We start from the raw sequence: 12,342 nt of genomic DNA, 5'->3' as shown, positions 1-12,342 counted from the left end.
GCTTCGACTGCTGCGGCACGTGGCTGCTGTCGACGCGGGTCACCGTGGCGTTGGCGCGCTTGGCCATCGCGGCCTGCGCCTCGGGGGCGATCATGTGGTCGGACGTCGCCAGCAGGTACCACGACGGCTTGGCCTTCCAGGCCGGCACGGTCACGGTGTCCTCGAAGGCCTTGGCCTGGATCGGGCCTTGCGTGGCGGTCATCACCGCGGTGGTCGCGGCGGGCAGGTCCTGGGCGAAGTGATGGCGCATGCCTTCCTCGGTCAGGCTGAGCCAGCCTTGCGCGTCGGCCTTGAAGTGGGCGGAGCCGGACGGCGTCGGGAAGCCCTTGCCCTGCTCGGCGGTGTTCTGGCCGGCGTCCGGCGCGAAGGCCGCGACGTAGACCAGCGACGCGACCTTGGGCGAGTTGCCGGCCTCGGTGATCACCGTGCCACCCCAGGAGTGGCCGACCAGCACGACCTTGCCCGGCTGCGCGTCGATGGCGCGGCGCGCGGCGGCGACGTCGTCGGCCAGCGAGCTCAGCGGGTTCTGCACCACGGTCACCTGCACGCCTTCGCGCTGCAGCAGCGGCACGACCTTGGCGAAGTCGGAGCCGTCGGCGAAGGCGCCGTGGACGATGACGACGGACGGCTGGCCGGCGGCGGGCGTCGCGGCCAGCGCGGCGCCGGAGAAGCCCGCGGAAGCGGCCAGGGCGGAAGCCGCGGCGGCGGCGACGAGGAGACGGCGGGTGAAGGTCATGGTGGGCTCCAGAGAGGTTGGGGGCCGCGCCGCCGGGAGGGCCGGCGGCGCTTGCCGAGGGGTGTCTCGACAGGGCTCTACTGTCGCGATTCGGGGCCGATGCCGGTATCGGACGAATGTCCGAGGCGCCGGTCCTCCTGGCGAGGGATCGACAGGGGAGACGCCAGGGGCACACCAGGGACAGGGCAGGGACAAGGCAGGGGACAAGGCAAGGGTTTGCCCATCCGGATTTGCACCGAGGGCGCAACACCGCCGCCCGCGCCGGGCGCGCCCGTCTGGCACACGGCGGTCCACGCATCGCCAGCAACGGCGCGTTTGCGCGCGGTTTGCGCACGGAAGGCGCGCTCCGCGGACGGGCAATACCTGGCCCCGACAGGCGCGACACCCCCCCCGGGTCCGAGGGGGAGCAGGGATTGGACGACTCCTGCGGACCGTGACCTGCGTCACAGAATCGACACGCTCGAAGGCCGACCTCCCCCGACCGTCAGCTGTCACGGCCGCGCGCCGCATCCCGGCGCGCGGCCGATCCTGTCCCGGTGGTCATCCCACCGACATCGCAAGAAGAAGGACCCGCAATGTTCAAGAAAGCCTGCCTGGCCGCCGCGCTCGTCGGTGCCCTGGCTTCGGCGCATGCCGAGCAATACACGTTCATCGACGAGGGCTTCGCCAACGTCCCGGCGCTGACCAGCCAGGGCTGGAAGGTGCTCAATCCCAACGGCCCCGGCGCGACCCAGCCCTGGGTCCAGGGCGACCAGACCAACTTCGGCGCCCGTTCGGGCCTGCCGGAGTCGTACGCGTCGTCGCTGTGGTCCGACACGGCCACCGGCGCGCTGTCGAGCTGGCTGCTCACCTCGGCCTTCTCGACCGAGTTCGACACCGAGGTCTCGTTCTGGGCCCGCGGCGGCGCGGTCGACGGCTACTTCGACCAGCTGACCTACGGCCTGGTCAACGCCGCCGGCGACCTGTCCAGCCTGCTGAGCGCCTCGACCGTGACCGTCCTGGACGACTGGACGCGCTACACCTTCAAGATCGACGCGCAGGGCGCGGGCGCCTCGGCGCGCTTCGCGCTGGGCCATGTCGGCAACCCCGACACGTCCAACGTCGTCGGCCTGGACGACCTGCGCGTGGCGCAGGTGCCGGAGCCCTCGACCTGGGCGCTGGCCGGCGTCAGCCTGCTGGGCCTGATGGCCGCCCGCCGCCGCCGCGCGCAGCGCTGAGCGCGCGCCGCCCCGTTCCCGTCATCCGAGTCATCTCCGCAAGGACAACGACCATGATCACCCGCATGTCCCTGGGCCTGGCGATCGCCGCGGCCCTGCCGCTGGCCGCGCAGGCTCACGAAGCCGCTCCCGCGTCCACGGCGCCCACCGCGCCCGCCACCGCGACGGCCCCCGCCGCCGCTCCGGCCGAATCGCTCGTCGTCGTGCGCGACGCCGACACCGGCAAGCTGCGTCCCGCCACCGCCGAGGAGCACGCCGCGCTGCAGGCGCGCGTGCCCGCGGCGCAGGCGCGTGTCGCGCTGCGCGCCGTCGCCCTGTCGCCGCAGCTCAAGCGGCACACCAGCGGCGCCACCGGCATCCGCGCCACCGACGAGATGGCCAGCCAGTCCGTCATCGTGCGCGGTCCCGACGGCAAGCTGATCGAAGCCTGCTTCGCCAGCAAGGAGGAGGCCGAGGCCTTCATGAAGAGCGGTGCCACCGCCGCCCCGGCCAAGTCGGCCCTGCCCACGGAGTAAGCCGCCATGACCAAGACCTTCAAACAGACCGCCGTGCGCGCGGCCCTGCTGGCGGCGCTGTGCGGCGCCGGCGTGGCGCAGGCCGCCACCATCGTCATCCAGAGCCGCGATCCCGCCGGCGTGGGCTTCAACGACACGACGCCGGTGGCGCCCGTGGGCGGCAACCCCGGCACCACGCTGGGCGCGCAGCGCATGTTCGTCTACCGCTACGTCGCCGACGTGTGGGAAAAGGCGCTGGACAGCAACGTCACCATCACCGTCAGCGCCGGCTGGGAGCCGCTGGCCTGCACGCCGACCGGCGCCACGCTGGGCAGCGCCTCGGCCTACAACTTCTGGTACGGCTTCGCCGGCGGCGAGCCCGACACCTGGTACCCGCAGGCGCTGGCCAACAAGCTGGCGGGCGTCAACCTCAGCGAGGGCCAGCCCGACCCGAGCGGCTACGCCAACGTCGACATCAAGACCCAGTTCAACATCAACCTGGGCAACACCGGCTGCCTGGACGGTTCGCCGTTCTACCTGGGCGTGGACGGCAACTTCGGCAACGGCGTGAACTTCGTCGAGACGCTGCTGCATGAACTGGGCCACGGCCTGGGCTTCAGCGTGCTGTCGGTGCAGACCTCCACCGGCAAGCGGATCAACCGCGCCGGCACCGCCTACACCGACGACGGACTGCCCAGCATCTGGGAACGGTTCATGTACGACAACACGGCCGGCAAGACCTGGCTGACCATGACCAGCGCCGAGCGCAAGGCCTCCGCGGTGAACCCGCTGGGCCTGGCCTGGACCGGTCCCAACGTGCTGGCTGGCGCCGGCATGCTGTCGGCCACGCCGGTGCTCAAGATCGCGAGCTCGGCGCCCAACCAGAGCGGCCTGTATGCCTACGGCACCGCGTCCTTCGGCCCGGCGGTGAACACCGGCCTGGCGCTGGGCGCGCTGGCCACGGTCTCGCCCGATCCGGTCAACGGCATGGGCTGCCTGCCGTTCAGCCCGGCGGACACGACCGCGGTGGCGGGCAAGGTGGCGGTGATCGACCGCGGCACCTGCGGTTTCGCGGTCAAGGCCAAGAACGCGCAGAACGCGGGCGCGGTCGGCGTGATCATCGCCAACAACGCCGCCGGCTCGGCCCCCGGCCTGGGCGGCACCGACCCGACGGTGGTGATCCCGACGGTCAGCGTCTCGCAGGCGGACGGCGTCAAGCTGCGCGCGGCCATCGTCGCCTCGGTGCCCTACGGCATGCGCGGCAAGGTGGGTTACGCGACCGGCTCGCTGGCGACCGACCCGTCGCGCCGCGCGGGCGCCGACGCGCTCGGCCGGCCGCTGCTGTACACGCCCAATCCGCTGGTGGGCGGCTCGTCGGTCTCGCACTGGGACGTCTCGGCCACGCCCAACCTGCTGATGGAACCCAACATCAGCCCGGACCTGGGCCTGGTGCTGGTGCCGCCGAAGGACCTGACCAAGTCGCTGCTGAAGGACCTGGGCTGGTAAGCCCCGGTCCGGCGCCGGACCGGCCCGACGGCGAATGCCTGACGGCCGGTTGACGTCGATCCCCATGAAGCCCGGTGCGCGAGCCCCGGGCTTTTTCTTTTGTGCGGCAGCGCACCGACGGCGGGCGGATGTCGCTCGAATGGGCGATGAAATCCGCCATCCGGACGCTCGGCGGGGCGTGGGGGCGGGGTGGTTGCGTCTTCAAACAGGCGGGTGCTCAGGTCTGGCTGATAATCGCGGCCCCCGGCTAGCCGGATCCTGGTTTTTTACTGGAAGCATTGATGAACAAGAGTGAACTGATCGAAGGCATCGCCAACAAGGCGGGCGTGACCCGCGCCGTGGCCGCGACGGCCCTGGACGCGACCCTGGAAACCATCACCGAAGCGCTGGCCGCTGGCGACCAGATCGCCCTGGTGGGCTTCGGCACCTTCAAGGTGAGCGAGCGCGCCGCCCGCACCGGCAAGAACCCCGCCACCGGCGAAGCGCTGGACATCCCGGCCTCCAAGGTCGCGAAGTTCACCGCCGGCAAGGCGCTGAAGGACGCGGTGAACAAGTAAGCCTCCCGGCTTCGTTCACGGCACGACGCCCGCGCCTGCTCACGCAGCGCGGGCGTCGTCGTTTCCGCGCGCCAAGGCCCGCACACGCCAAGGCGCCCGCACACGCCAAGGCCCGGGGTCCTCGATGGGGGTGGGGCCGGAATGATGCGGGGGGTTCCCGGAGGGACGCCCCCCGCGTCGTGAAGAGCCCGCGCCTGGCCAGCCGAAGTCGGGTCTTCTAGCCTTCCCGGAAGAACTTGAGCGCCGCCAGGTCCGGAAACGCCGTGGGCCGTTTCGCCTGGGCCGCCGAGAACGCTTCCATCAGGTTCTTGTTCTGCCAGATCGCCGCCTGCAGCCAGCCCATCTGCTGGAGGCTGTCCTTGACGCCGTGGTCGCGCGCGTAGTGGATCGCCTGCTTGCTGCCCCACACGGCCACCGGCGGTTTCTGCGCGATCTCCCGCGCGCACTGCAGCGCCGCCTCGACGCAGTCGGCCTGCGTCGCGAAGACGTCGTTGACCAATCCCACCGCCTGCGCCCGCGCCGCCGGCATGCGTCGTCCGGTGTAGGCCAGTTCCTTGACCACGCCCAGCGGCACCAGCTTGGGCAGCCGCTGCAGCGTGCCGAGGTCGGCCACCATGCCGATGTTGATTTCCTGGATGCAGAAGAACGCGCCGGTCTCCGCGTAGCGGATGTCGCAGGCCGCGACCAGGTCGACCGCGCCGCCGATGCAGCCGCCGTGGATGGCGGCGATGGTGGGCACGCGCAGGTCGTCGAGCTGGTTGAACGCGCGCTGCATGTCGGCCAGCAGGTCGACGATGGCGGCGCGGCCTTCGGCGCTGCGGTCGTCAAGCTGGATGCCGCCGTTCTGGAACACGTCCAGCGACATGCCCGCCGAGAAGTGCTTGCCGGTGGACGAGATGACCAGCGCCCGCAGCGTCGGGCTGCGATGCAGTTGCTCGAGCACCGCCTCGAGCTCGCGCCACAGCTGCGGCGACATCGTGTTCATCGCCTCGGGCCGGTTCAGCACCAGGTGGCCGACGCCGGCCTCTTCGCTCAGGGTCAGGCAATCCATGCGGGTCTCCTTGTTGTCGTCGTGCAGGGGGAACGGACGATGCTAGCGGGAGACCGCCGGGCGCCGCGTCGTCGAGGCGACGCCCGGTGCCGATTGGAGAGCGCTCCCGACCCCGGCGCGCCGCGCGGGTCCGGGGCCCGCGGCGATCAGGCGCCGACCAGTTCCTCGGCGGGGCCGAAGAACTCGTAGCGCAGTTGCGCCGCCGGCACGCCCAGCGAGCGGCCCGCGCGGTAGACCGCCTGCATGAAGGGCTTGGGGCCGAGCAGGTAGAGGTCCACGTCGCGGTCCTCGGGCAGGTGCCGCGCCAGCAGCGCGTCGGTGAGGAAACCGACCTCATGCGGCTGGTCCTCCACCCGGGGCGCGTCGTAGACGTACATTGCCTCGACGTTCCCGTGCGCCGCAGCCAGCAGGTCGACCCGCTCGCGGAACGCGTGCACGCCGCCGTGCCGGGCCGCGTGGATGAAGCGGATCGGCCGGCCGCTGGCGGCGGCGGACTCCAGCATCGACATCGCCGGCGTGATGCCGACGCCGCCGGTGACCAGCACCAGCGGCCGGGTCGCGTCGGCGTCCAGCGTGAACTCGCCGGCCGGCGCCTGGATCTCGATGGTCGCGCCGACCTGGACGCGGTCGTGCATCCAGCCCGAGACCAGTCCGCCGTCCTCGCGCTTGATGCTGACGCGATACCAGGCCTTGCCCGGTGCGTCCGACAGCGAGTAGTTGCGCCGCACCGTCCGTCCGTCGATGTCCAGCACCAGGGTCAGGTATTGCCCGGGCTGGAACGGCGGCAGCGGCTGGCCGTCCGCCGGCTCCAGGTAGAAGGAGGTGATCAGCTCGCTCTCGCGTTCCTTGCGCGCGACGACCATCGCGCGCGTGCCGCGCCAGCCGCCCGGCAGCGCGGCATTGGCGGCGTAGACCTGCTCCTCGGCGTCGATCAGCAGCTGCGCCAGCGCGCCGTAGGCCTCGGCCCAGGCGGCGATGATCTCGTCGGTGGCGACGTCCGCGCCGAGCACCTCGCGGATCGCGCGCAGCAGGCACTGGCCGACGATCGGGTAGTGCGCGGGCTGCACGCCCAGCGCCACGTGCTTCTGGATGATGCGGGGCAGGGCGGGGGCGAGTTCATGCACGCGGTCGATGTGGCTGGCGTAGGCCAGCACCGCGCCGGCCAGCGCGCGGGCCTGCGTGCCCTCGGCCTGGTGGGCCTCGTTGAAGAAGGCCTTCAGCTCGGGGTGCTCGGACAGCATCACGCGGTAGAAATGACGCGTGATGTCCTCGCCGCGCGACTTCAGCAGCGGCACGGTGGCCTGGATCAGGGCAATGGTCTGAGGCGAAAACATGAGGTGGGGAACTCCGGTCTTGTTGGGATGACCGGGATCAATCACGATCCGTGCCAGCGCGCCTTCCGCATTCCACTCGACGCAACCCTTTGATCTGAAAGGCTTCGTGGCATCGGTGTTGTCGTTTGTTGTCTAAATGACCGAAGATGTCGAGGTGTCCGAATGACAACCAGAAGGTCGAAGTGACAACCGAATCCCGCTATCGCCAGTTGCTGGCCGCCGTGCGCGGCCTGGTGCGCTGCGACGCCGCCGCGCTGCTGCGGCTTGTCCCGGAGGAGGGCGCGCCGGTGCTGCAACCGGTGGCGGTGGACGGGCTGGCGGACGAGGCGCTCGGGCGCCGTTTCCCGGTCGACGCGCATCCGCGGCTGGCGCGGCTGCTGGACAGCGGCCGGGGGCTGCGTTTTCCCGCCGACGCCGGCCTGCCGGACCCGTACGACGGGCTGCTCGAGCACCAGCAGGAACTCGAGGCGGTGCATGACTGCATGGGCGCGCCGCTGCGTGTCGACGGCCGGATCTGGGGCCTGGTGACGCTGGATGCGATGGACCCGCGGGCCTTCGACGGCGTCGATGCGACGCGGCTGGACGCGGTCGTTCGGATGCTCGAGACCGGCATCGCGGCCGAACTGACCATCGTCGAGATGACCCGGCAGGCCGAGCGGGAACAGGCGCTGGCGCGCGCGGCTCGCGGCGGCGGGCCCCGCGAACTGCTGGGCCGCAGCGCCGCGATGGTCCGGCTGCGCCAGGAGATCGACACCGTCGCCGGGGCCGACCTGACGGTGCTGATCCTGGGCGAGACCGGCGTCGGCAAGGAACTCGTCGCGGAGCGGCTGCATGCGCGCTCGGCGCGGAGCGACCGGCCGCTGGTGCAGATCAACTGCGCGGCATTGCCGGAGACGCTGGCCGACAGCGAGCTCTTCGGCCACAAGCGCGGCGCCTTCACCGGCGCGATCGCGGACCGCGCCGGCAAGTTCGAGCTCGCTGACGGCGGCACGCTGCTGCTGGACGAGGTCGGCGAGCTGCCCTTGCCGGTGCAGGCCAAGCTGCTGCGCGTGCTGCAGAGCGGCGACGTGCAGCGGCCCGGCAGCGACCGCGTGCAGCGGGTCGACGTGCGGGTGCTGGCGGCGACCAACCGCGACCTGCGCGAGGAGGTCGCGCGCGGCCGTTTCCGGGCCGACCTCTATCACCGGCTGTCGGTGTTCCCGCTGCGGGTGCCGCCGTTGCGCGAGCGCGGCCGGGACGTGCTGGCGCTGGCCGGCGGGTTTCTCGAGGAGAACCAGCACCGCCTCGGCGCGCGCAACCTGCGGCTGTCGCCGGCGGCCTCGGGGGCGTTGCTCGCCCATGACTGGCCGGGCAACGTGCGGGAACTGGAACACTTGATCAGCCGCGCGGCGCTGCGGGCGCTGGCGGCGGCCGGACGGGGCGGGCGCTGGATCGCGATCGAGCCGGAGCATCTGGGGCTGGCCGCGACCGCCTCCGTGGCGCCGCCAGGTCCCGGTGCCGAACTCGCCGGTGTGGACAGCCTGGACGGGGCATCGAAAATGCCCCTCGACCTGGCGCCGGAGTTTTCTACCGGCCTCGGCCTGCGAGAGGCCACCGAGCGCTTCCAGCGCCAGTGGATCGAACAGGCGCTGCGCCGACACGGCGGCGCGATGGCGGCGGCGGCGCGCGAGGCCGGCATGGACCGCAGCAATTTCCTGCGGCTGGCGAAGCGGCTCGGCGTCAAGGCGTGACCGCGTGACAGGAGACAACAAGTTGGGCATCGAGGACGACGACGTGCAACGCCTGCGCCTGGCGGGCGATGCGGTCTACCGCCGCCTGGTCGAGGGCGTGCTCGATTACGCGATCTTCCTGCTGACGCCGGCCGGTCGCATCGCGACCTGGAACGCGGGCGCGCAGCGCATCAAGGGCTACGAGGCCGACGAGGTCATCGGCCGGCACTTCTCGATCTTCTATACCGCGCCGGACATCGAGTCCGCCTGGCCGGACGAGGAGCTGCAACTCGCGCGGCGCGACGGCCGGTTCGAGGACGAGGGCTGGCGGGTGCGCAAGGACGGCACGACCTTCTGGGCCAACGTCGTGATCACGGCGCTGTTCCATCCGGACGGCACCTTGCTCGGGTACGCCAAGGTCACCCGCGACCTGACGGCCCGCATGGAGCGGGAGCGCGAGCAGCTGCGCATGGCCGAGCTGGTCGAGGAAAGCCGCCGGATGACCGAGTTCATCGCGATGCTGTCGCACGAGATCCGCAACCCGCTCGCGCCGATCATGAACGTGCTGGCGCTGCTCGGGCGCGAGACGCTGACCGCGCGCGGTCAGTGGTGCGTGGAGGTCGCCAACAAGCAGGTGCGGCAGATCAACCGGCTGGTGGAGGACCTGCTCGACGTCAGCCGCGTGACGACCGGCAAGGTGCGGCTGACGGTGGCGCCGCTGGAGCTCGGCGCGATGGTGCACGACGCCGTCGAAGGCATGCGACCGGTCGCCGACGCGCGCGGGCATCAGCTGCACGCGGCGCTCGCGGGCGAGCCGCTGCGGCTCGAGGGCGACCGGACGCGGCTGATCCAGTTGGTGTCCAACCTGCTGAGCAACGCCATCAAGTTCACGCCCGCGGGCGGGCGCATCGACGTCTCGCTGCGGCGCGACGGCGACGAGGCGGTGCTCACCGTGAGCGACAACGGCATCGGCATGAGCGCGGAGACGCTCGAGCACGCGTTCGAGCCGTTCTCGCAGGGCGCGGAACATGCGCGCGGCGGCAGCGGGCACGGGGGACTGGGGCTCGGACTGGCGCTGGTGCGCAGCATCGCGGAGCTGCATGGCGGCCAGGCCGGCGCGAGCAGCGCGGGGACGGGGCAGGGGACCGTGGTGACGGTGCGCTTGCCGCTCAAGGCGACGGACGGCGAGGCCTGACCGCGGGGCGCGACGGAGTGAGGGCCCCGAGCGTACCAACGACCGGCCGGTCGCACACGCGGCGGCAGGCCAGCGGCCGCGACCACCGGCAGCGGCAGTCCTCGCGCGTCGACGTCCGGGCCGGCGTCGTCGACCGCGCCGCGGTCAGGGGCGCCCCGGCCTGCCTCGCCGCCAGCGCGGCCACCTGCTCCCCCGGCGCGCCATCGGCGCCCAGCGCCACCGCGTCCCGTTCCGCGCCGCGCTCGCCGAAAGAGGCCACGGCGAAGGCCAGGGCCGCGCTGAGCACGGCGATGACCAGCCCCAGGCAGGACGGAGCCGGCGGCGGTGAAGACCAGGGCGGTGAGGACGGCGGCGCTTTCGGATTCATCCGGCAGGAAGGCACCAGCCCGGCGTGGACGCCGGCGCCGGCAGTGGTGACAACCCTGCCATGCTCCGCGACCGGGATTGCCCGAACATTGCCTCCCTGCCGGCCGCGCGGTTCCTGCCGCGACGCACGCGCGGGTCGCTAGCATCGCGGGCCCGCCCTCGTCTTCTTCCCTCTCCCTCCCTTCCGAGCACCATGCGCGTCTTGCTTGTCGAGGACGACCTGCCCCTGGCCCAGGCGTTGAAAACAGCGCTCGAGCGCCACGGCCTGATCGTCGACACGGTCCATTCGATCGCGATAGCCGATGCCGCGCTGCGCCTGGGCGTGCACGACGTGCTGCTGCTCGACCGCTCGCTGCCGGACGGCGACGGGCTCGGTTTCATCGCGACCGCCCGGGGCATCGCGCAGGCGCTTCCGATCATCGTGCTGACCGCGCGCGGCGAGCTGCCGGACCGGGTCGAGGGCCTCAACGGCGGCGCCGACGACTACGTCACCAAACCGGTCGCGATCGACGAGCTGCTGGCCCGGCTGCGCGCCGTCGCCCGCCGGCCGGCCGCGCTCGCGCTGTCCGAGGCCCGCATCGGACGCCTCAGCTTCGACTTCTCCACCCAGGAAGCGCGCGTCGGCGGTGGCGAGCCGCTGCGGCTGCAGCGCCGCCAGTTGCTGATCCTCGAAGCGCTGGTCTACCGCCAGGGCCGCACCGTGCGCCGCGAGGCGCTGCGCGAGGCGGTCTACGGCCTGGACGACGAGATCCAATCCAACGCGCTGGATGCGCACATCTCCAAGCTGCGCAAGCTGCTCGAAGTGGCCGAGGCCGAGGTCGAGATCGCCGTCGTGCGGGGCGTGGGTTACCTGCTCAAGGAGAAGCGATGCGTCTGAAGCGCGCCAAGGGCCCGTCCCTCACGCTCCGGCTGCTGGTCTCGCTGACGATCGCGCAGGCCCTGGCCACGGTGGTCGGCGGCGCCGCCCTGGTCTATTGGGTCGCCGACCGGTCGACCGGCTACGTCAACAAGTCGATCGCCAACGAGCTGGAGGCCTCGCTGGCCCTCGGGCCCGACGGCCCGATCGTGACCGACCAGGCCCGGATCGACGCGGTGGCCGCCGAGCACGCCCGGCTGTGGTGGATCGCGCGGGACCCGGCGGGCCGGCAGTTGAGCTTCGGCCAGCCGCCCGAGGTGCTGGCGGGTGTCGTGCAGGGATTGCCGGCCTTCGTCCCGGCCGAGCTGATCGGGCCGATGAGCCACCCGGAGCTGTCGATGCGGGTGGACGCGCTGACGATCACCGGCGGCAAGCTGCTGCTGCTCACCGGCGGCGGCAAGCCGGGCACGCTGCAGCGCACCGCCGGGCTGCTGGCGCTGTTCTTCACCTCGTGGTTCGCGCTGCCGCTGATCGCGCTGTCCTCGGCGGCGATCGCCTGGGCGATCTGGCGTGCCACGCGCGGCCTGCAGCACGTGGTCCGCCAGGCCGCCGCGCTGGAGCTCAGCGAGCGCACCGCCCACCTGCCCGAGGACGCCGTCCCGCGCGAGATCCGTCCGCTGATCCGCGCGTTCAACGGCGCGCTGGACCGCATCAAGGCCGAGCATCAGGACCGCGACCGTTTCCTGCGCGACGCCGCGCACGAGATCCGCATCCCGATCGCGGTGCTGATGGCGCGCGTGGAGGAGCTGCCCGCCCATCCGGTCAAGGCGACGCTGCTCACCGACCTGAGCCGGCTGACGACGCTGGCGGAACAGCTGCTGGACCTGCAGCGCCTGCGCGGCCTGTCCGAGGCGATGGGCACGGTCGACCTGTGCGAGCTGGCGCGCGAGGTGGTCTCCGAGATGGCGCCGCTGGCACTGGGCCGCGGCAACGACCTGGTGGTCGAGGCGCCGGACCGGGCGGTCGAGGTCACCGGCCAGGCCACCGCCCTCGGCCGGGTGCTGGCCAACCTGGTGCAGAACGCGCTGGTGCACGGCGGCAGTCCCGGCGCGGTGATCGTCACCGTGCGCCGCGATGGGTCTCACGGCGTGCTGGAGGTGTCCGACGAGGGCGACGGCATCGCGGCGCCGGCGCGGCGCGAGATCTTCCGGCCCTTCGTGCGCGGCGACTCGTCGGGCTCCGGCCATGGCCTCGGACTGCACCTGGTCGACGAGATCGTCAAGCTGCACGGCGGCCACGTCACCGTCGACCGCAGCGAGGC

Annotated in this window: 11 protein-coding genes; 8 read left to right on the top strand and 3 right to left on the bottom strand. The window is 72.1% G+C overall.

Annotated elements, in window-relative coordinates; translation table 11 throughout:
- The coding region (locus N5D62_RS27770; protein ID WP_279761323.1) for an alpha/beta hydrolase at positions 1 to 736 on the bottom strand (736 nt) is incomplete at its 3' end.
- Positions 737 to 1,311: 575 nt separating this feature from the next.
- Between N5D62_RS27770 and N5D62_RS27765 the strand changes: the two genes are divergently transcribed.
- The 4 genes from N5D62_RS27765 (at position 1,312) to N5D62_RS27750 (ending at position 4,510) form a co-directional block, all read left to right on the top strand.
- On the top strand, positions 1,312 to 1,953 hold the full coding sequence (locus N5D62_RS27765; RefSeq protein ID WP_279761322.1) for a choice-of-anchor J domain-containing protein: 642 nt from the start codon (positions 1,312 to 1,314) through the stop codon (positions 1,951 to 1,953).
- Positions 1,954 to 2,006: 53 nt separating this feature from the next.
- Positions 2,007 to 2,468: a hypothetical protein gene (locus N5D62_RS27760; RefSeq protein WP_279761321.1), complete on the top strand. Its 462-nt coding sequence runs from the start codon at positions 2,007 to 2,009 to the stop codon at positions 2,466 to 2,468.
- Positions 2,469 to 2,474: 6 nt separating this feature from the next.
- Complete coding sequence (locus N5D62_RS27755) at positions 2,475 to 3,953, top strand: PA domain-containing protein (RefSeq protein WP_279761320.1); 1,479 nt, start codon at positions 2,475 to 2,477, stop codon at positions 3,951 to 3,953.
- Positions 3,954 to 4,234: 281 nt separating this feature from the next.
- Positions 4,235 to 4,510, top strand: a complete 276-nt coding sequence (locus tag N5D62_RS27750; RefSeq protein WP_279761319.1) for an HU family DNA-binding protein — start codon at positions 4,235 to 4,237, stop codon at positions 4,508 to 4,510.
- Positions 4,511 to 4,727: 217 nt separating this feature from the next.
- Here N5D62_RS27750 and N5D62_RS27745 read toward each other — a convergent pair whose 3' ends face one another.
- Positions 4,728 to 5,561: an enoyl-CoA hydratase-related protein gene (locus N5D62_RS27745; RefSeq protein ID WP_279761318.1), complete on the bottom strand. Its 834-nt coding sequence runs from the start codon at positions 5,559 to 5,561 to the stop codon at positions 4,728 to 4,730.
- 146 nt (positions 5,562 to 5,707) lie between these two features.
- Positions 5,708 to 6,895 (bottom strand): NO-inducible flavohemoprotein, encoded by a 1,188-nt coding sequence (gene hmpA / locus N5D62_RS27740; protein WP_279761317.1) that lies wholly within the window; start codon positions 6,893 to 6,895, stop codon positions 5,708 to 5,710.
- 182 nt (positions 6,896 to 7,077) lie between these two features.
- Between hmpA and norR the strand changes: the two genes are divergently transcribed.
- From norR to N5D62_RS27720, 4 genes are all read left to right on the top strand, one after another.
- Entirely contained in the window at positions 7,078 to 8,625 is a 1,548-nt protein-coding gene (gene norR, locus N5D62_RS27735; RefSeq protein ID WP_279761316.1) for a nitric oxide reductase transcriptional regulator NorR, read from the top strand.
- Between the two features lie 4 nt (positions 8,626 to 8,629).
- Positions 8,630 to 9,799, top strand: a complete 1,170-nt coding sequence (locus tag N5D62_RS27730; RefSeq protein WP_279761315.1) for a PAS domain-containing sensor histidine kinase — start codon at positions 8,630 to 8,632, stop codon at positions 9,797 to 9,799.
- A 559-nt stretch (positions 9,800 to 10,358) separates the two neighbouring features.
- The gene (locus N5D62_RS27725; RefSeq protein WP_279761314.1) at positions 10,359 to 11,042 is read left to right on the top strand and encodes a response regulator transcription factor; all 684 of its coding nucleotides are present in this window, start codon (positions 10,359 to 10,361) and stop codon (positions 11,040 to 11,042) included.
- The coding region (locus tag N5D62_RS27720) for a HAMP domain-containing sensor histidine kinase (protein ID WP_279761313.1) at positions 11,033 to 12,342 on the top strand (1,310 nt) is incomplete at its 3' end. The genes N5D62_RS27725 and N5D62_RS27720, both read left to right, overlap by 10 nt.

It is taken from the genome of Mitsuaria sp. GD03876, assembly GCF_029840635.1.
In the GTDB taxonomy this organism is placed as follows: domain Bacteria; phylum Pseudomonadota; class Gammaproteobacteria; order Burkholderiales; family Burkholderiaceae_C; genus Roseateles.
The sequence above is the reverse complement of the archived record's forward strand: the minus strand, read 5'-3'. Positions and strand labels throughout refer to the sequence as shown.